General features: G+C 52.1%; 13 protein-coding genes. 5 read left to right on the forward strand and 8 right to left on the reverse strand.

Annotated features, from left to right (window positions below; all coding sequences use genetic code 11):
* Positions 1 to 18: 18 nt before the first annotated feature.
* From G3I67_RS00940 to G3I67_RS00960, 5 genes are read right to left on the reverse strand one after another with little or no spacing between them, the layout of a single operon-like run.
* Entirely contained in the window at positions 19 to 648 is a 630-nt protein-coding gene (locus G3I67_RS00940; RefSeq protein WP_163651111.1) for an SCO family protein, read from the reverse strand.
* Positions 645 to 2,729, reverse strand: coding sequence for a M3 family metallopeptidase (locus tag G3I67_RS00945; RefSeq protein ID WP_203583503.1), 2,085 nt, complete (start codon positions 2,727 to 2,729; stop codon positions 645 to 647). Before G3I67_RS00945 ends, G3I67_RS00940 begins: the two co-directional genes overlap by 4 nt.
* A 45-nt stretch (positions 2,730 to 2,774) precedes the next feature.
* Positions 2,775 to 3,632, reverse strand: a complete 858-nt coding sequence (gene folD, locus G3I67_RS00950) for a bifunctional methylenetetrahydrofolate dehydrogenase/methenyltetrahydrofolate cyclohydrolase FolD (RefSeq protein WP_163651112.1) — start codon at positions 3,630 to 3,632, stop codon at positions 2,775 to 2,777.
* Positions 3,629 to 4,255, reverse strand: coding sequence for a response regulator transcription factor (locus G3I67_RS00955; protein ID WP_163651113.1), 627 nt, complete (start codon positions 4,253 to 4,255; stop codon positions 3,629 to 3,631). The genes folD and G3I67_RS00955 overlap by 4 nt, the downstream gene beginning before the upstream one ends.
* A 5-nt stretch (positions 4,256 to 4,260) precedes the next feature.
* Positions 4,261 to 6,006: a PAS domain-containing sensor histidine kinase gene (locus tag G3I67_RS00960; RefSeq protein ID WP_163651114.1), complete on the reverse strand. Its 1,746-nt coding sequence runs from the start codon at positions 6,004 to 6,006 to the stop codon at positions 4,261 to 4,263.
* Positions 6,007 to 6,200: 194 nt separating this feature from the next.
* Here G3I67_RS00960 and aceE point away from each other — a divergent pair, with 194 nt between their 5' ends.
* From aceE to G3I67_RS00980, 4 genes are all read left to right on the forward strand, one after another.
* A complete protein-coding gene (gene aceE, locus G3I67_RS00965) occupies positions 6,201 to 8,900 on the forward strand; it encodes a pyruvate dehydrogenase (acetyl-transferring), homodimeric type (protein WP_163651115.1) in 2,700 nt (899 codons plus the stop codon).
* Positions 8,901 to 8,914: 14 nt separating this feature from the next.
* Positions 8,915 to 10,294 carry a dihydrolipoyllysine-residue acetyltransferase gene (gene aceF / locus G3I67_RS00970; protein ID WP_163651116.1) on the forward strand — a complete coding sequence of 460 codons (1,380 nt, stop codon included), beginning with the start codon at positions 8,915 to 8,917 and terminating at the stop codon, positions 10,292 to 10,294.
* A 16-nt stretch (positions 10,295 to 10,310) separates the two neighbouring features.
* The gene (lpdA, locus tag G3I67_RS00975; RefSeq protein ID WP_163651117.1) at positions 10,311 to 12,158 is read left to right on the forward strand and encodes a dihydrolipoyl dehydrogenase; all 1,848 of its coding nucleotides are present in this window, start codon (positions 10,311 to 10,313) and stop codon (positions 12,156 to 12,158) included.
* Between the two features lie 160 nt (positions 12,159 to 12,318).
* Positions 12,319 to 12,645 (forward strand): helix-turn-helix domain-containing protein, encoded by a 327-nt coding sequence (locus G3I67_RS00980; RefSeq protein ID WP_235931593.1) that lies wholly within the window; start codon positions 12,319 to 12,321, stop codon positions 12,643 to 12,645.
* 13 nt (positions 12,646 to 12,658) lie between these two features.
* Here the strand turns inward: G3I67_RS00980 and G3I67_RS00985 are convergent, their stop codons facing one another.
* The gene (locus G3I67_RS00985) at positions 12,659 to 14,524 is read right to left on the reverse strand and encodes a TRAP transporter large permease (protein WP_163651118.1); all 1,866 of its coding nucleotides are present in this window, start codon (positions 14,522 to 14,524) and stop codon (positions 12,659 to 12,661) included.
* 137 nt (positions 14,525 to 14,661) lie between these two features.
* Positions 14,662 to 15,681 carry a TRAP transporter substrate-binding protein gene (locus tag G3I67_RS00990; RefSeq protein WP_163651119.1) on the reverse strand — a complete coding sequence of 340 codons (1,020 nt, stop codon included), beginning with the start codon at positions 15,679 to 15,681 and terminating at the stop codon, positions 14,662 to 14,664.
* Between the two features lie 126 nt (positions 15,682 to 15,807).
* Between G3I67_RS00990 and purL the strand changes: the two genes are divergently transcribed.
* On the forward strand, positions 15,808 to 19,842 hold the full coding sequence (gene purL / locus G3I67_RS00995) for a phosphoribosylformylglycinamidine synthase (protein WP_163651420.1): 4,035 nt from the start codon (positions 15,808 to 15,810) through the stop codon (positions 19,840 to 19,842).
* A gap of 84 nt (positions 19,843 to 19,926) precedes the next feature.
* Here the strand turns inward: purL and G3I67_RS01000 are convergent, their stop codons facing one another.
* A complete protein-coding gene (locus tag G3I67_RS01000; protein ID WP_163651120.1) occupies positions 19,927 to 20,469 on the reverse strand; it encodes a PaaI family thioesterase in 543 nt (180 codons plus the stop codon).
* Between the last annotated feature and the right edge of the window lie 83 nt (positions 20,470 to 20,552).

The following is a 20,552-nucleotide window of genomic DNA, read 5'->3' on the forward strand; positions in this document are numbered from 1 at the left end:
TTCTCAGGCGTTACTAATTCAAATCTTACCTTTCGTCATCTCAACCAACTGCCGCACATCCTGGGTCACAAGATCAACCGCTTCGGTATCTGACGCAAGTAACCTCGCTTTGCCTTTGTTATCGAAGATAAAAACGCCACGGCTGTGAGTGACGTCGTAGGTATCGGCATTGGCGCCGGGTTTGGGCTTCTCGATCTGGTACGCGATACGGTACTTGCGTGCCAGGTTCGCGATTTGGGTTTCAGTGCCGGTCAGGCCGATTGCATTTTTGTTGAAAGCATCAACGTAGGCTTGCAGAATGTCGGGTGTGTCGCGATGCGGATCGACGCTGACAAAAACAATCCTGACATCCTTGGCTTCATTGCCAAGCTTCTGAATCACTTCAGTCAGTTGCGCCATGGTGGTTGGACAGATATCCGGGCAACTGGCATAACCGAAAAACATCAAAACGGTTTTGCCTCTCAAGTCGTTTTGTGTGATGGTTTTATTACCGGCGCCTTGTAAAGAAAACTCTAGATCGGGCAGGTGGCCTGACACATCGTAAAGCGACCACTTCACGTTCTGGTCGGTACAGCCGGTTAGTGCAACAAGACTGCTCAAAAGCAAGGCGATAAAACCCCGTCTCTTCATGCCCATGATTCGCTTCATTTCTGCTTATCCGTCATGCCACTGTGGCGCAGTAGCGCGTCCATGCGAGGCGCGCGGCCTCTGAATGCCTTGAATGAATCGGCTGCAGGCCTTTCACCCCCAATGGCCAGGATTTCTTTTCTAAAGCGAAGTCCGGTTTCGCGATCGAGGGCACCAAGGGCTTCGGCCGCTTCGTGCGCGGACTCTGCAGATCGTTCTGCGGCTTCCTCGAAGGCTTCGAATGCGTCTGACGACAAGACCTCTGCCCATTTATAGCTGTAATAGCCCGCGCCATAGCCGCCGGCAAAAAGATGCGAAAAGCTGTGCGGAAACCGGTGCCATGAAGGAGGTCGCATCACGGCGACTTCGTCGCGCACCTGATCCAGCTGGGTCAATACTTCAGCGATTGACAGACCTTGATCACGGCTGTGAAGCAGGATATCGAACAAGGCAAACTCGATTTGTCTGACCGTTTGCATGCCGCTCTGGAAGTTGCGGGCAGCCGTCATGCGGTCGAACAGATCGCGCGGCAGATGCTCTCCGGATTCGACATGCGCGGTCAGCTTTTGAAGGACCGACCATTCCCAGCAGAAATTTTCCATAAACTGCGATGGCAGTTCGATGGCGTCCCACTCGACAGCCGAAAACGCCGATGCGCCAGCCTCGTCCACTTCGGATAACAACGCATGCAGGGCGTGACCACTTTCATGAAAGAGGGTGATGACGTCGTCGTGTGTCCATAGCGCGGGGCGATCTCCCTGTGGCCTGGCAAAGTTGCACGTCAGATATACGATCGGACTTTGAACTTGATCGCCATGCTTCTTTCTGGTGCGCTCACTGTCTACCCAGGCACCCCCTTGTTTTCCGGGGCGCGCATACAAATCCATCATCAGATAGCCGAGCTTTTCGCCCGAGGTGCCGATGACAGCAGCTGCGCGTACATCAGGATGCCAGCCTTTGACTTCGCAGTCCTCGAGCGTCACGCCAAACAATGTTTGTACGACATGAAAGAGGCCTTTCATCACGCGCGGTTCAGTCAGGTATTGTTTGACCTCGTCTTCAGAATACGCATAACGTGCTTCGCGCAGTTTTTCAGAAACATAGGCAACATCCCACGGTTGCAGATCCTTCAAGCCAAGCTCTGATTCGGCAAAGGCACGCAATTCTTTCAGGTCTTTCTCGGCAAAGGGTTTTGCTCTTTGAGCGAGTTGACGCAAAAATCCGACGACTTCTTCGGAACTATCTGCCATGCGGGTTTGCAGACGTAATTGCGCGAAGTGTTCAAAACCAAGTAATTGGGACTCTTCAGCACGCAGTGACAAGGATTGTTCGATCAAACCGGAATTGTCGAAATCAGGGTCGCCTTGTTCGGATGCTGTTGTCGCATAGGCACGGTACATCGTATGGCGCAATTCGCGATCTTGCGCATATTGCATGATCGGCAAATAGCACGGCATCTTCAGGGTCAGTTTCCACTGTTCGGCATCTGCGACCTTTAAGGATGCAATCACATCCTCAGGTACGCCTTCCAGTCGCTTTGTGTCATCGAGAACAAGAGACCACTTGTCGATTGAATCCAGAACGTTTTCGGAGAATTTTTGCGACACTTGTGATTGCTGTTCGGATAACTCAGCATAGCGTTTGCGTGCTTCGCCTTCAAGCTCGACACCGCTGAGCTTAAAGTCGCGTAGCGCCAACTCAATCACACGCTTGCGTGCTGGTGTCCATTGATCAAAATCGGGATTGGCCCGAAGTCGCTGATATTGTTGATACAAGCCTTGGTGCAGTCCAACCCAGGTTGAAAACTCGCTGATGGGCACAAGCATTGCGTTATATGCATCGCGCAACTCAGGCGTGTTGACGACAGAGTTCAAATGCCCAGCAACGGACCAGGCGCGCCAAAGAGGTTCGGATACAGTGTCCAGTGGGCTGACAATTGCTTCCCACGTGGCAGGCAGTTCTGGATTGGCGGCTTGCTCAACAGCCTTTTTTGCCCGCTCAAGCATTTCTGTCATGGCGGGTGCGATGTGTTCGGGTTTGACGGCGGCGTAATTGATCAGCGCTTCGATCGGGACGAGAAGCGGATTGTCGTTCAATGACATGGTATTCCTCTGCGGTACGACTATATGAGTGCGGCTTGATTTCGATCAGGTGTTCGCTCGCGCGCGCTCGGCCGCTTCGATCGTATTAACAAGCAACATGGCAATGGTCATGGGGCCGACACCGCCGGGTACCGGCGTGATGGCCGATACGACTTCTTTTGCGCTTTCAAAGTCGACATCGCCGCACAACTTGCCTTCAGGAGTGCGATTGATGCCGACATCGATCACCACTGCACCCGGTTTGATCATGCTTCCTGTGACCATTCGGGGCTTGCCGGTGGCCACGACCACGATATCCGCATGGCTGGTATGCCATGCCAGATCGCGAGTCTTTGAATTGCATATCGTTACGGTTGCGCCAGCGCTCTGCAGTAGCATGGCCATCGGCTTGCCGACGATGTTGCTTGCGCCGACAATGACGGCAACGGCACCACGTATTTCAACCTTTTCGCTTTCGAGCATCTTCATCACTCCATAAGGAGTGCAAGGTCTGAAGAGTGGTTTGCCGGTCATCAACAAACCTGCGTTGCTGACATGAAAACCATCGACATCTTTTGAAGCGGCAATGGTTTCTATGACCAGGTGCGAGTCGATGTGTTTGGGCAAAGGAAGCTGGACCAAAATCCCATGAATCGTAGGGTCCGCATTCAGGGCTTGAATGCGTTTCAGAAGTTCTTCCTGAGTCATGTCAGCCGGATACTGTTCCATCACCGAATGCAAGCCGGCCTTTTCGCAGGCGGCAACTTTATTGCGCACATAGACTTGGGACGCCGGGTCGCTACCGACCAGAATGACGGCAAGCCCCGGGCGCATACCCGCAGCAGTCAGGTTTGCGGCACGTTTGGCGACATCTTCGCGTATGGATGCAGCGAGCTTAACGCCATCGATGATACGTGCGGTCATGCGTTCACCTCGGGTTTAGCCAAGGCGACCTTCATTAAATCGGCAACAGTGGTGACTTGCAGTTTTTCCATGATATTAGCGCGGTGAGCCTCAACGGTCTTGATGCTGATACCCAAATCGTCCGCGATCTGTTTGTTCAGGCGGCCGGCAACAATGCGCTCCAATACCTGTTGCTCACGAGCAGTCAGGCGGGCAAGCATGGCCTCATGAGATTTCTGCGCCTGAGCCTGGCTCAAGCGCTGATTAGCCTGTTGGAACATACGACCGACGATTTCACGCAGATCAGTTTCGTTAAATGGCTTTTCGAGAAAGTCGACCGCACCTTTTTTCATTGTTGAGACAGCCATGGGAACGTCACCGTGGCCAGTTATGAATACGATCGGCATGGTCGATTTGCGGTTGATTAGTTGCTCTTGCAGCTCGAGTCCGCTCATGCCTGGCATGCGAACGTCGACAATCAGTACGCCCGGTTGTTGCTCGTCATACTCCGCCAGAAAGCTCTCGGCACTGGCATAGGCGCGCACCCGATAGCTATTGGCTTCGAGTAACCAGCGTAAGGAGTCGCGCACGGCTTCGTCGTCATCCACGATATAGACTGTGCTAGCGATCTGGGGCATATTCATAAAGGTCACTCCTCGGACTGATTATTCTGCTGTGCAGGTTGCGGACCTGCGCATGGCAGTGTAAAGCGGAAAATCGTTCCACCCTCGGGATTATTGGATGCCCAAAGGCGGCCGTGATGCGATTCGATAATGGTGCGACAAATATTCAGCCCCATCCCAAGGCCTTCGGATTTGGTGCTGAAAAACGGTTCAAACAAACGCTCAGGATCCGTCAATCCATGACCATGATCGGTTACTGATACTTCGATCTGATCGCCATGCTTTGACACATGCAGGTCAAGCTTGCCGACCGAACTCGTATCCATTGCTTCCAAACCGTTTTTTAACAGATTCAGCAAAACCTGTTCGATCAGGATGGGATCGGCCAAAACATCGGGAAGATCGTCGGGAATAGTGCAGATGATTTCAATTTGACGTTTTCGGGCGTGGATTTCGGCAAGACTGATTGCGTTTTCGATAACAGTTTCGATTCTGATAGGTAATCGTCTCGGTTCACTGCGCTTAACGAAATCACGGATGCGACTGATGATTTTGCCTGCTCTTTGCGCCTGAGCGGCTGCTTTTTCAAGCGCGGGTAAGAGTTTATTCACATCGGTATGGCCAGCTTTCACCATGGCTACAGCACCCATGCTGTAGTTGGTGATGGCCGTCAGGGGCTGATTCAACTCATGTGCCAGAGAGGAAGCCATCTCGCCCATGGTGGTTAAGCGACTGGTGATCTGGATTTTTTCTTGCTGGATGCGGGAAGCTTCTTCATGGGTGCGGCGCTCAGTAATGTCGCGTGCGACCTGCAGACGTACGCGCCGACCGTCAGTCCAGGCCAGCATGCGGTGCTGGACTTCAAACCAGCGCTGTACGGAGGCGGAAAAAATCTCTACCGATTCATCGGTATACCGTCCGCGTCGACCGGCTAGTAGTTCATCGTGACCGTTTGTCAACGCTCCGAAAAATCTTCTATAGGTTCGGTTTGCGAAGAGAAGTTCAAGGCCATCATTGGTATCGGCTGTAACCGAAATAGCGTCATCCAGACCTTCAAGCACAGTCATAAACCGTTCGTGGGCGGCTGTTAATGCTTCTCGGATTCGCTTGGGCTCGGTAATGTCGGTCATGGAGGTCATCCAGCCGATTTGCGTGCCGTTCGGATCCAGCAGGGGTGATACATACATGCGCGCGTTAAACCGCGAGCCATCACGTCTTTGCGCCTCGATCTCCAGACCGCTACTGGGGGTTTTGCCGCTCAACACATTTTCAAGTGATTTGTACTGGGCTTCGTGACGACCCGGTACCCAGTAAGGAAAGGGCGGCATGCGACCGATCAGATCAGCTTCGTTCCAACCGATCATTCTGCAAAAAGCAGGGTTCACGTAAGCAATGCGCCCCTCAAGATCAAGCACGCGCATTCCCGTGGACATGGAGTTTTCCATTGCACGCCTGAAACCGGTTTCGGCAATAAGTGCCGCTTCGGCTTCCGATCGGTATCGTGTGTAACGCCAAAGAATAAGCAAAGCAATCACGATCACAATCGACAGCGCGATCACAACGCCTATCAGTCTGTGCTGTCTGGTCTCCTGATCGATTGTGACGAACATGACACTGCCATCATGCAGGCGCTGCAACCAGAAGAAAACCCCCATGACGCAGCCATACAGTACGAGCACGAGCACGGGCGTGAGCCAATACCACCTGCGGCGACGAAGTCGCGCGTGGTCGTGAAATGTAGTGGCGATGACAGACTTAGGTGGATGCGACATTCGGATAGTCCATATGTACCGCTCATTTTAGACGTGTTACGGATATGTTGAATTTATTAATTTCATATTATGAAATTCAATCTCGTAAAGTGAAATATTTGTTGCCCCATTAAAGATATATCCCTAGAATGCGTTAACTATCCAAAAAACAAAGTAGGCATAGACAACATCAGTCTGCAACCCAGGAGATTGTTATGGCACCACAAGCTGCCGCATTTAGCGCCGCAAACGATTCAGATTCGCAAGAAACACAAGAGTGGTTGGATGCACTGGCTGCAGTCCTTGATCGCGAAGGTCCCGAGCGTGCGCACTATCTTCTGGAGCGATTAACCGAACTGGCGCGTCGCTCAGGTGCGCATATTCCTTTTTCCCCCAACACGGCTTATCTCAACACCATTCCGGCAGGACTAGAGCCGGTGCATCCGGGCAATCAAGAGCTTGAGGCTCGCATTCGCAGCTATATTCGCTGGAACGCGATGGCAATGGTGGTCAAGGCCAACAAACATAATCCTCCAGATGGGGGCGATCTTGGCGGTCATATCGCATCGTTCGCTTCGTTGGCAACGATTATCGGATGTGGTCAAAATCATTTCTGGCATGCTGACACACCTGAACGTGGGGGTGATCTGGTTTATTTTCAGGGGCATTCATCGCCTGGTGTATATGGTCGTGCTTATCTCGAAGGCCGTTTGACCGAAGACCAGTTGAATCATTTTCGTCAGGAAGTCGGCGGCAAAGGGTTGTCTTCCTACCCGCATCCAAAGCTGATGCCTGAGTTCTGGCAGTTTCCGACGGTGTCGATGGGGTTGGGACCATTGATGGCGATTTATCAGGCGCGATTTTTGAAATACCTGCATGCGCGCGGGATCGCAGATACTAGCCAGCGTAAAGTCTGGGTGTTCTGTGGTGACGGTGAGATGGACGAACCTGAATCGCTTGGTGCCATCAGTTTGGCTGCCCGCGAAAAACTCGACAATCTGATTTTTGTCATCAACTGTAATCTGCAACGCCTTGACGGCCCGGTGCGCGGTAACGGCAAAATCATTCAGGAGCTTGAAGGCGATTTCCGGGGCAGCGGCTGGAACGTCATCAAGTTGATCTGGGGCGGCTATTGGGATCCATTACTTGCAAGTGACAAAGAAGGCATTTTGCGCAAGATCATGGAAGAGTCGGTTGACGGCGAATATCAGGCTTATAAAGCGAACGACGGCAAGTTTGTGCGCGAGCATTTCTTCGGCAAGCATCCCAAATTGCTGGAAATGGTCTCCCGCATGAGCGATGAGGATATCTGGCGCTTGAACCGTGGTGGTCACGATCCCTATAAGGTTTATGCCGCATTCTCGGCCGCAACCAAACATACCGGCCAACCTACCGTGATTCTGGCCAAGACGATCAAGGGTTATGGCGTTGGCCATATCGTTCAAGGCAAGAACCCCTCGCATCAGCAAAAGAAACTGGATTACGACACCATTCGCGAATTCCGCGATCGTTTCAATATCCCTGTGCCGGACGATAAGCTCGAAGATATTCCCTACTACAAACCGGCCGAAGACTCGCCTGAAATGGTTTATCTGCATGAGCGCCGTAAAGCACTGGGCGGTTATTTACCCAAGCGTCGCACGCATGCCGACGAAAAGCTTAAGGCTCCAGCGCTTGAGGTTTTTAATTCTGTCTTGGAGCCTACTGCAGAAGGCCGTGAAATCTCAACCACGCAGGCTTTTGTGCGTCTCTTGAACCAGATCCTTCGTGACAAGGATATAGGACCGCGTGTCGTACCGATTCTTGCCGATGAATCGCGCACTTTCGGTATGGAAGGATTGTTCCGTCAGATCGGCATTTATGCGCCTGAAGGTCAGAAATACACGCCGGTTGATAAGGATCAGGTGATGTACTACCGCGAAGCGGCCGACGGCCAGCTTCTGCAGGAAGGAATCAACGAAGCGGGCGCATTTAGCTCATGGATTGCCGCGGCGACGTCGTATTCGACGAATAACCGCATCATGATTCCTTTCTTCATCTATTACTCGATGTTCGGATTCCAACGGGTGGGTGATCTGGCATGGGCAGCGGGTGACATGCAGGCGCGCGGCTTCTTGCTCGGCGGCACAGCAGGGCGTACGACCCTGAATGGCGAAGGCTTGCAGCATGAAGATGGTCATAGTCATATCTTCTCGTCAGTCATTCCCAACTGTGTTTCTTATGACCCGACTTTTGCGCATGAACTTGCCGTCATTATTCAGCATGGCTTAAAGCGCATGGTCGAGGATCAGGAAAACGTCTTCTATTACCTCACGGTGATGAATGAAAATTATGCTCAACCAGGACTAAACAAAGGCGATGAGGAGGGCATCATCAAGGGCATGTACCGCCTTAAGAAGGGCGGTAAATCCAAAGTGCGTGCGCAGTTGATGGGTTCTGGCACGATTTTGCGCGAGGTGCTCGCCGGTGCTGAATTGCTTGAAAAGGATTGGGGCGTATCCGCCGATATCTGGAGTGTGACTAGCTTTACCGAGTTGCGTCGCGAAGGTCTGGATTGTGAACGTCATAATCTGTTGCACCCAACCGGCAAACAAAAGGTTCCTTATGTCACAGCCCAGTTGGCCAAGACTGAAGGTCCGATTATTGCTTCAACGGATTACATGAAGATTTTCTCCGATCAGATCCGTCAGTTCATTCCAAAGGGACGTGATTTTAAAGTCCTTGGTACCGATGGTTTCGGACGCTCGGATTTCCGCTCGAAACTGCGTGAGCATTTCGAGGTGGATCGCCACTTTGTAGTCCTCGCAACACTGCGGGCTTTGGCTGATGAAGGCTCAATCCCCGCGACCAAAGTCGCAGAAGCCATCAAAAAGTATGGTATCGATCCTAACAAAGCTAATCCTCAGTACGCTTGAGAAAGAGACAAAACATGAGCAACATTATTGCGATTACCGTTCCCGATATTGGCGGCTTTGACGCAGTTGAAGTGATCGAGATACTGGTTAAAGTTGGCGATACCGTCAAGGCTGAACAAAGTCTGATCACTGTCGAGTCGGATAAGGCGTCGATGGAAATACCTTCGTCTCACAGCGGCGTAGTGAAGTCTGTCGATGTGAAACTTGGCGATAAGGTTAAACAGGGTAGTGTGGTGATTCATGTCGATGCCGCATCATCCGGCACTGCCGTTGATTCTGCCGCTGCGCCCGCATCTGTCGCACCTTCTGCGCCTGCTGCATCTTCTACACCCGTAGTTTCAGCAGAATCGGCTCCTTCATCTGCAACTTCTATTTCAACAGCTCCGGCCGCTGCTCCGGCTTCGGTGGCTAATTATGCGGCCTCAGCATCCGCTGCAACTCCGACCGCCGGCAAGCTTGAAGTACCGGTATCCACTGCAGGGATGCCGCATGCTTCTCCTTCGGTTCGCAAGTTTGCGCGAGAACTAGGTGTCGACCTGACATTAGTCACCGGTACCGGTCCTAAAAATCGCATTGTTCAGGAAGATGTACAAAACTTTGTCAAACAGGCTTTGGCTGGCGGCGTGCCTTCTGCGGCAACGGGCGCGAGTGTTGGCGGGGGCCTTGACCTGCTTGCATGGCCCAAGGTCGATTTCACTAAATTTGGTCCGGTGACTCCCAAGCCTCTGTCGCGAATCAAAAAAATCTCCGGTGCTAATTTGCATCGCAATTGGGTCATGATTCCTCATGTCACCAACAATGACGAAGCGGATATCACTGATCTGGAAGCTTTGCGCGTGACTTTGAATAAAGAGAATGAAAAGTCGGGCATTAAAGTCACGATGCTTGCTTTTCTGATCAAGGCGTGTGTAGCTGCATTGAAAAAATTCCCCGAGTTCAATGCCTCACTGGATGGCGATAACCTTGTTCTCAAGCAGTATTATCACATCGGTTTTGCAGCCGATACGCCTAATGGTTTGGTGGTACCTGTTATCAGAGACGCTGATAAGAAAGGGATATTCGAACTGGCCGTCGAAACCGGCGAACTTGCCAAAAAGGCGCGTGACGGCAAGCTGTCTCCGGCCGAGATGCAAGGCGGATGCTTCTCTATTTCGTCTCTCGGCGGTATTGGCGGAACAAACTTCACTCCAATCATCAACGCTCCCGAACTGGCGATCCTGGGTGTGTCGCGTTCATTCATGAAACCGGTTTGGGACGGCAAGCAATTTGTTCCGCAACTGACTTTGCCACTGTCTTTGTCTTATGATCATCGCGTCATTGATGGTGCAGCCGCAGCCCGTTTCAACGTATATCTGGCTAGTCTTCTGGCTGATTTTCGTCGCATTGCACTTTAAGGGATAAGGAATACGCATGAGCAAACTCGTAGATATTCAAGTCCCTGATATTGGCGACTTCGATTCGGTTGAAGTGATCGAGGTTTTGGTCGCCGTTGGCGATACTGTGCGCGCCGAGCAAAGTTTGATTACTGTCGAGTCGGACAAGGCTTCGATGGAAATCCCGTCGCCCTCTGCCGGGGTGATCAAGGCGTTGTCGGTCAAACTGGGAGACAAGATCAAGCAGGGGTCTGTAATCGCCAAGATCGAAGCGATCGACGCCAGCGCTGGATCTGCGGTTGCCTCGACTGCCGCAACTGCCGCATCTGCCGCAACCACTACAGCCGCATCTTCAGGCACTCCCTCATCCGCACCGCCAGTGTCCTCACCGACTGCCGTCGCCCCAAGTGCCTCTGCACCTCAGGCACCTGCAGCTGCGCCAGCACGTGCAATGGCCACTTATTCAGGCAAAGTCGATGCCAAATTTGATCTGGTTGTTCTGGGTGCGGGGCCGGGCGGATATTCGGCGGCATTTCGCGCCGCTGATCTGGGTATGAATGTCGCATTGATCGAGCGGTATTCTACGTTGGGAGGTGTTTGCCTGAACGTAGGATGTATTCCATCTAAGGCGTTGCTGCATACGGCTGCTGTGCTTGAAGAAGCTCAATCGCTGGCGGATCATGGTATTTCATTCGGAAAGCCGAAAATCGATCTCGATAAGTTGCGTGCGTTCAAGGATGGGGTCATCGGTAAACTGACAGGTGGTTTGGCAGGCATGGCCAAAGCACGCAAAGTCACCGTTATTCAAGGCGTTGGCACCTTCGCGACGGGTAACCACATTACGATCAAATCCGATGCGGGTTCGCAAACTGTAGAGTTTGCCCAAGCCATCATTGCTGCGGGTAGTCAGTCGGTCAAATTGCCATTCATGCCTGAGGATGACCGCGTGGTCGATTCGACCGGTGCGTTGCTTTTGAAGAGTATCCCGAAAAGAATGTTGATCGTTGGCGGCGGCATTATCGGCCTGGAAATGGGTACAGTGTATTCAGCCCTGGGGGCGCGTCTGGATGTGGTCGAAATGCAGGATGGACTGATGCAAGGCGCGGATCGTGATTTGGTTAAAGTTTGGCAAAAGAAAAACGCGCATCGCTTTGATAACTTGATGCTGAACACTAAAACCGTTTCGGCAGAAGCGAAAAAGGACGGTATTTACGTCAAGTTCGAAGGTGCGGGTGCGCCTGCCGAGGCGCAGCGTTACGATCTGGTTCTCCAAGCGGTTGGCCGCACTCCAAACGGTAAAAAGATCGGTGCCGATTTGGCCGGTATAGCCGTTACCGAGCGCGGCTTTATCGAAGTCGATCGACAGATGCGGACTAATGTGCCTCATATTTTCGCGATCGGAGATATTGTCGGTCAACCAATGCTGGCTCATAAGGCCGTTCACGAAGGACATGTCGCTGCAGAGGCCGCGGCTGGTCAAAAGAGCTTCTTCGACGCCCGGGTGATTCCTTCAGTTGCCTATACGGATCCTGAAGTTGCATGGGTAGGCTTGACTGAGGACGAAGCGAAAAAACAGGGAATCCAGATTACCAAAGGGATGTTCCCCTGGGCAGCTTCGGGTCGTGCGATAGCCAATGGTCGAGATGAAGGCTTCACCAAGCTTCTATTCGATGCCTCGACTCATAAAATCCTTGGCGGCGGTATCGTCGGCACTCATGCCGGTGATTTGATCAGCGAAGTGGCTTTAGCTATTGAAATGGGTGCAGATACGGTCGATATCGGCAAAACGATTCATCCGCATCCTACACTTGGCGAATCAGTTGGTCTGGCGGCTGAAGCTGCTGAAGGACACTGCACTGATTTGCCGCCGGTCAAAAAGAAGTAACTAATTTTTAGTCGCAGTTTAAAAACTATAGCACTTTGTGCTATAGTTTGATTTATTCTTAGTATGAAAAAAAGAGTATTTAAGCTGAAAACTTTTGCTCGATGGGCTAAGAAGATTCTTTCAGACCCTCAGCTTTGTCTGGCCGCACAGGAAATATGTCATGACTGCTAAGAATACGGATCGTGTTTCGTCTGAAATGTTAGAAATGGCACTTTTGCTCAGTAAGCATGAAGTGCTTTCAGCTCAGGACTTCAGCAGAATTAAGACTCTCTGTGAACCACCACCAGTTTATTCGCCAGAACGCGTAGCTCAGATTCGCTTGAAAAAAGCGAAAATGAGTCAGACAGTTTTTGCGGGATTTCTGAATGTTAGGCCATCAACTGTTCAAAAGTGGGAGTCACCTGCCTCAGGTAAACATCCCAGTGGATCAGCGGCCAAATTGCTACAGATTATTGAAAAGAAAGGCATTGAGGCTTTAGCCTGCTGATTTAAAAATCCTATTAAAGCGCGACAGTCGAAAACCAGGGTACGGCGGCAATTGCGATCAACCCGATGATGAGCGCGATGATGTAAGGCCATATAGCGGCCATCACCTTGTCGGGTGATTCATCACCGATGCGACATGCGACATAGAATCCTACGCCGATAGGCGGCATCATCAGTCCGATGTTCATGGCAGTTACCACCACCATCGAATAATGGATGTCGTGTATGCCGAGCTTTTTAGCGATCGGGAACATGATTGGTGCCAGAATCAAAATAGCCGGGAGGCCTTCAAGCAGGCATCCTAAGATTAAGAAGACCAGAATCGTCACCGCCATAAATGCGGCAACACCACCAGGCAGCGTGGTCAAGAATTGCGACAGACTCTGGACAACCCCACTTTGCGTGATCGCCCAGGCCATGGCGGATGCCGTGCCCAAAATCAACAAAATAGCGCCACTTAAAGCGGCTGTTTCGACCAGCATGCCGTAAACCTTGCGCCATCCAATTCCACCGTATAGCACCTGTCCGATGATCATGGCGTATAGCACTGCAATTGTAGATACTTCGGTCGCTGTCGCCACGCCTCCACCCACAGCGCTTCGGATCAAAAAGGGTAATACCAGAGCAGGACCGGCAATCAGTAGCGCCTTCCAGATGATTGCGAAACCGGCTCGTTTAACGTTTTCCATTTTTTCGTGACGAGCCTTCCAGCGGGCAAGCGCCACAAGCGCTAGCAGTAAAACGCCGGCAATCACGACTCCGCTTTGGAATAATCCGGCAATCGATACTCCAGCCACCGATCCCAGGACAATCAGAACGATGCTCGGTGGCACTGTGTCAGCCATGGCGGCACCCGTTGCGAGCAGGGCAATCATTTCTTTGGGCTGATGTCCGCGTCGTTTCATTTCGGGAAACAACGCCGGAGCGATAGTGGCCATATCCGATACTTTTGATCCCGATATGCCCGACACAATGAAGAGCGAACCCAGCAACACATAAGACATGCCTGCCTTGATGTGGCCAAGCAAAGATGCCAGAAAATCGACAATCGCCTTACCCATGCCTGTCGCATCCAGCACGCAGCCCAGCAACACAAAGATTGGAACAGAAACCAGAATCAGGCTTGACATGCCTTCATCCATACGGCCGATGATCACCATCAAAGGTACGGTAGTTGAAAAGGCCAAGTAACTCAGTGCGCCTAGTCCGAAGCAAAATGCTATTGGTACTCCGGCCACCAAACAGAGTGCAACGAGAACTACCAGAAACAATAAAGTGTTGTAGAGACCAATTTGTGTCAATTGAGCTGAAAATGTCCAGCACAGGGCGGCCAGAACAACTACAAGACCAATCGCCCCGATTAAATTGGCACGCGATACAGTTTGTGCAGCATAGGTCATCAACACACCAAGCATAGCGAGGATACCGAAAGCCAGGGCAGACACTCTGAATGAATTCGGAATATTCAGGGCAGGGGACGTCACAAACCATTCTTCCTGCGCATATTCAATTGCCGGATGAATCAACGCGATCAAAAACGCGGCGATCGAGACAAGCGCAACAGCATGAACAAAGCCCCTGATACGCTCCGGCATCATTTGTAGAAACAAGGTCAGTCGCAAGTGCTCATTGCGATGCATGGCGATGGCAGTGCCAAGCATGGCAAGCCACAAGAATGAAATCGAAACCACCTCATCGATCCAGACGATCGGGATCGAAAATACATACCGCGATACGACACCGACTAGCAACATCACCACAATGACCGTCAATAGTACGGCACTCACGACTTCGAGCGGTTTAATGAGCGTGGTCACCAGAGCACTTCTGGGGGCAGTTTCCTCTGCAGCCGTGCTGGATTGATCGATGTCAGTACTCATTTTTTACCTTTGGAATTACTTTGGATCTAAAAAGAAATTCCGGATGATCGATCGTCGAACATCCGGATTTTTCAATAAGCCATCTTTGTCTTATTCGCGGAGTAACGGTTCGTTTACCGCAATAGACTTGGAAAAACTTAAGCCAGCTTGCCGCTATAACGCTCAAGCAGTGCCCATGCTTCGTCACCCAGATTGGCTTTCCATTCTTTATAGAAACCGCCTGCGCGTAGACGGTCACGGAAGGAATCAGGCTTGGTCGTATTGAAAATCATGCCCTTATCTGTCAGACCTTTTTGCAAGCCAGCGTTCATTGCAGCAACATCGGCGCGCTCTTTCAAACCGGCGGCATTGATGTTTTTGGCGACGATCGTGCGCAGGTTTTCAGGCAGCTTTTCCCAGGCGCGACGGTTGGCCAGGAACCAGAATCCATCCCACATGTGATTCGTGATGGAACAGTATTTCTGAACTTCATTCAGTTTGGCCGTATCGATAATAGCCAGGGGATTTTCCTGTCCGTCCACGACCTTGGTCTGCAAGGCACTGTAAACCTCGTTGAAGTTGATCGATGCGGGCGCAGAGTCAAAAGCCTTAAACATGGATGTCCACAGCGGCGACACCGGAACGCGGATCTTGAAGCCTTTCAAGTCCTCAGCCGTCTGAATTGGCTTGGTGGACGATGTGATCTGGCGGAAACCGTTGTCCCAGATCTTATCCATAGCAATCAGGTTGACCTTGGCGATTTCTTTGCGAACGTGCGCGCCCAAGTCGCCATCCATGGCCTTCCAGACCGCGTCGTAATTTTCGAAGGCAAAACCGATGCCCGAGATCGAAGCGCCTTTGACTAGAGTTGCCAGAATCAGGGGAGACAAAGTGAAGAATTCGACACCACCGCTACGAACCTGGCTGAGCATATCCGTATCCGATCCAAGCTGGCTGCTTGGGAAGATGCGGATTTCTACTCGACCCGATGTTTCGGCCAGAATGGCGTCCGCCATTTCTTTAGCCCGGATGTTCATCGGATGGGTGACTGGAAGGTTATTCGCATATTTGTACGAAAACTCGGCCTTGGACTGAGCCCAAGCACTGCGCAGAGGGGAAGCCATGGCGATCATGCCGGCGCCGGCACCAGCCAGCAGATTGCGTCTTGAAATGGACATCGGGTGTCTCCCTAAAATTGTTTCCATTCGTATCATAGCAACGATCCCTGGAACTTCTGCCCTGTTTAGCCCCATTGGAGGCTAAAATGCGTGTTTTCCCCTATCAGCTGCCACGCGATCACCACTGTGTCTTATATCCTGCACATCCCCGGCTCGTCAGTATTGTCAATCTTTCGCCAAGAACGCCTCTTGGCCCGCATGAAGGCGCTGGGTTTACCCATTGCCTCCGTTACGGCCAGATACGAGCATTTTGTCTGGTGTGATGAGGCTCCCGACAGTGCGACTGAGTTGCGTTTAAAGCAGTTGCTTGACTATGGCAATCCGTATGTTGCTCCTGAAAATGCATCGGGAGCAGTTGAATTAACTGTTATCCCCCGTCTTGGGACGATTTCCGCCTGGGCAAGCAAGGCGACAGATATTGCCCATAATTGCGGTTTTTTCACTGTCAGACGTATTGAGCGCGGTATTCGTTATGTTTTGATTCCTGAGCGCAGTTGGCTTAAGACCAAGACGATCGATTCCGAAATGTTGGCCAAGGCTGCGTCTTGCCTGCATGATCGGATGACCGAAACGGTTGTGGATAATCGATTCGATCCTCAAGCGCTTTTCGACTCGTTGCCCGGTAAACCCATGCAAACTGTACCGGTCATCGAGAAGGGTAAGGCTGCTTTACTTGAAGCGAATACTACGCTTGGTCTTGCGCTTTCTGAGGATGAAATCGATTATTTGACGACGTCTTTCACTGAGTTAGGCCGAAATCCGACCGATGTCGAGTTGATGATGTTTGCTCAGGCTAACAGCGAGCATTGTCGTCACAAAATTTTCAATGCCCAATGGGTGATTGATGGTCAGCCCACCACCAAGACCCTGTTTGGCATGATCCGCGAAACACACGCCGCCCAGCCCTTGGGCACGGTTGTCGCTTACTCGGATAATTCCGCCATTATGGAAGGTGGACAGGCCAAGCGTTTCTATCCGGCAATCCCGACTAACGAGGTTGCGCCTGTTTATGCCTTGCATGATCAGTTGGTTCACACCATCATGAAGGTCGAGACCCATAATCATCCGACCGCAATTGCACCTTTCGAAGGTGCGTCGACCGGTGCGGGTGGCGAGATCAGGGACGAGGGCGCAACCGGACGCGGCTCAAAACCCAAAGCGGGTTTGGCTGGTTTTACAGTTTCGCATCTGCTGCTGGATGACGCAAAGCGTCCATGGGAAGCCGATCATCATGGCGCGCCGGATCGTATCGCGTCGCCATTGTCGATCATGATCGATGGACCCCTGGGTGCCGCAGCATTCAATAATGAGTTTGGTCGTCCGAATTTGCTGGGTTACTTCCGGTCTTATGAACAGACTGCTGGGGATGTCCGGTGGGGCTATCACAAGCCAATCATGATTGCCGGTGGTTTGGGCAGCATTGATGCGGGTCTGACCAAAAAGAATGAAATCACTCCCGGTGCGTTACTGATCCAACTTGGTGGTCCCGGGTTACGTATTGGCATGGGTGGCAGTGCCGCATCCAGCATGGCTGTGGGTACTAATACGGCGGCGCTGGATTTTGATTCCGTTCAGCGCGGCAATCCAGAAATCGAGCGCCGTGCTCAAGAGGTGATCGATCGTTGTTGGCAACAAGGCCAAAACAATCCGATCATTGCCATTCACGATGTAGGTGCAGGTGGCTTATCCAACGCTTTTCCTGAATTGGTTAATGATGCCGGACGAGGCGCTACTTTTGAACTTAAGCGTGTTCATCTGGAAGAGTCGGGCATGTCACCGGCCGAGATCTGGAGTAACGAGTCGCAAGAGCGTTATGTTCTTTCTGTTTTGCCCCAAGATCTTGAACGATTCAAAGAAATTGCCGACCGCGAGCGTTGCCCATTCGCAGTGATTGGCGTTGCAACAGAAGAGCGACAGTTGCGCGTATTGAATGGCGAAGGTTTGCCTGGAATCGATCCCGTCAGCCCCCCTCAGGCATTGCGTCCGGTCGATGTGCCGATCGATGTCATTCTGGGTAAACCGCCCCGTATGACTCGCGATGTCAAGCGCTTGCCTGGCGTTGCCGAGCCTTTGGATTTGACTGTTATTACCTTGGATGATGCTGCCGAGCGGGTGTTGCAACATCCAACCGTTGCGAATAAAACGTTTTTGATCACTATTGGTGACCGAACAGTGGGCGGACTTTCAAGTCGTGATCAGATGGTTGGTCCCTGGCAGGTCCCGGTCGCTGATTGCGCGGTGACTCTGGCCGATCATGATGGTGTTCGTGGCGAAGCCATGGCCATGGGTGAGCGTACTCCAGTTGCTGTCATTGATGCACCCGCTTCCGGACGCATGGCGGTAGCCGAGGCGTTGACAAACCTGGCTGCTGCGGATGTTGCCCGTATCGAAGACATCAAATTGTCTGCCAACTGGATGGCGGCCTGTGGTGCGCCCGGTCAGGATGCCGCACTGTACGACACCGTTTCCGCAGTCAGTGTGTTGTGTCAGCAGGTTGGTTTGTCAATCCCGGTCGGCAAGGACTCCCTATCCATGCAAACAGCATGGAACCAGGATGGCGAAAATCGTAAGGTCATTGCACCGGTATCGCTGATTGTTTCCGCTTTTGCGCCTGTCAAGGACGTGCGCAACACGCTGACACCGCAGCTGCGTACCGATGTGGGACCGACCAGTTTGATTCTGATTGATTTGGGGCAGGGCAAGCATCGCATGGGTGCTTCGATTTTGTCTCAGGTGTGTAACCAGCTTGGCGAGCAGACGCCGGATCTTGATGATGCAGAGGCTTTGCGCACTTTCTTTGTCACCATACGTGCCTTGGCGGAGTCGGGTGTCATCCTGGCTTATCACGATCGATCGGACGGCGGCCTGTTCGCAACTATTTGCGAGATGGCCTTCGCCGGTCATACGGGCGTCTCAGTCAATATAGACATGTTGACGATTGATGCCAATGTTTCCGACTGGGGCGATTACAAGATTCGTGCAGATCAGGTTGCCGTCCAGCGCAATGAGATGACCCTCAAGGCTCTGTTTGCCGAGGAGGCTGGGGCTGTGATTCAGGTGCCTTCATCTGAGCGTGATGCAGTCATGCAGGTATTGCGCGCAGCCGGATTGTCTACGCATTCTCATGTAATCGGTTCCTTGAACGGTTCCGATGAGGTTGAGTTTTTTAGGGATGGCAAGCGTATCTGGGGTCGCCCGCGCGCCGATCTTGGTCAAATCTGGAGCGATGTGAGTTATCGGATCGCATCCTTACGCGACAACCCGGCTTGTGCTCAGGCTGAGTTTGCGGCCTGGGCCGACGCAGCTGACCCGGGGATGTCTCCAAACGTTAGTTACGACCCTCAGTTGAACGTGGCTGCACCGTTTATCATCAAAGGCGCTCGTCCCCGCGTCGCGATTTTGCGTGAGCAGGGGTGTAACAGCCAGGTTGAAATGGCCTGGGCATTCGATAAATCGGGCTTCGAGGCTTGGGATGTGCACATGACCGATCTGCAATCCGGTTATGTCGATCTATCCCTGTTCCAGGGCTTGGTGGCTGTCGGTGGATTCAGTTATGGCGATACGCTTGGCGCGGGCGAAGGTTGGGCGCGCAGCATTTTGTTCAATACGCAGTTGTCGGATCAGTTCGCCGCTTATTTCAATCGCAAGGATACGTTTGGTCTGGGCGTGTGCAACGGATGTCAGATGATGGCCGCTCTAGCTAGCATGATTCCCGGAGCTGAAAACTGGCCACGCTTTACCCGTAACGTTTCCGAAAAATACGAGGCGCGTTTTTCGATGGTTGAGGTGATGGATTCGCCATCGCTATTTTTCAAGGGCATGTCCGGTGCGCGTATGCCAGTCGCGGTCGCCCATGGTGAAGGTTTTGCAAACTTCGCACGCCAGGGTAATGCGGACAAGGTCTTGGGCGCTTTGCGCTATATCGACAATCGTGGTCAAGCCACCGAGGCTTATCCATTCAATCCGAACGGAAGTCCGAATGGACTGACCTCAGTCACGACTGCCGATGGTCGATTCACGGTCTTGATGCCTCATCCCGAACGCGTCACACGCAACGTCATGATGTCCTGGGCACCGCAACGTTGGGGTCAGGCGGATCCGGGCGGCATGTATTCCCCATGGATGCGTTTCTTCCAGAACGCCCGTGTAGCCATTGGTTGATGGATATATCTGTCGTTTGATCGATCAGTTGAGCATTAATCGTTCATGCCCGCCTCTAATTGTGGCGGGGATGAACAGGTGCGCTCAGGAGTGCTGCAAATCAACGATAATCGCCGTCGTTGTGGCGATCGCGTGCAGTTTGCCATCCGGTCCGATTAACCGACCCTCGGCCGTTGCGATCTGACGCCCGACCTGAACTGCTTTGCCGATCGCGCGTACACGACCAACATTCGGTGAAAGTGCCCGAATCATTTTCACACTTAAATCAAGCGTGCTATACCCCTTGCCAGGTGGCAACATGGAATGAATGGCGTTGCCCACGGCAGCATCCATAATTGTGGCAAACCAGCCCCCATGCACAAACCCCTGCACATTTAAAACGTTTTCCTGTGGATTGCCTTGAACGACGGCATGTCCGGGCGAGACTTCCATGATCATGTAGTTCATGGTGGTTGCCATGTTTCCGTTTGGTAATTCACCACGGATGACGGACTGCATTACTTCAAGACCGGATTTGTCGGCGACCTGCCCCCTTTTTAAAAATCCCGGAAGGCGTCCATTGGGCATGGCTTTGAGTTGTTTTTCTTCCGCTTCTATCCAGGCGGCCAGTGTGTTTTCTTGACTCATATTTATTTAGTGTGGTTTAAATTCTGATTATTTAAAAATTGATACGAAAATAGGTGCAATATTACAAGGGTATTCACTTAAGA

Origin of the sequence: Sheuella amnicola (assembly GCF_010499255.1) — a bacterium.
Taxonomy (GTDB): domain Bacteria; phylum Pseudomonadota; class Gammaproteobacteria; order Burkholderiales; family Burkholderiaceae_B; genus Zwartia; species Zwartia amnicola.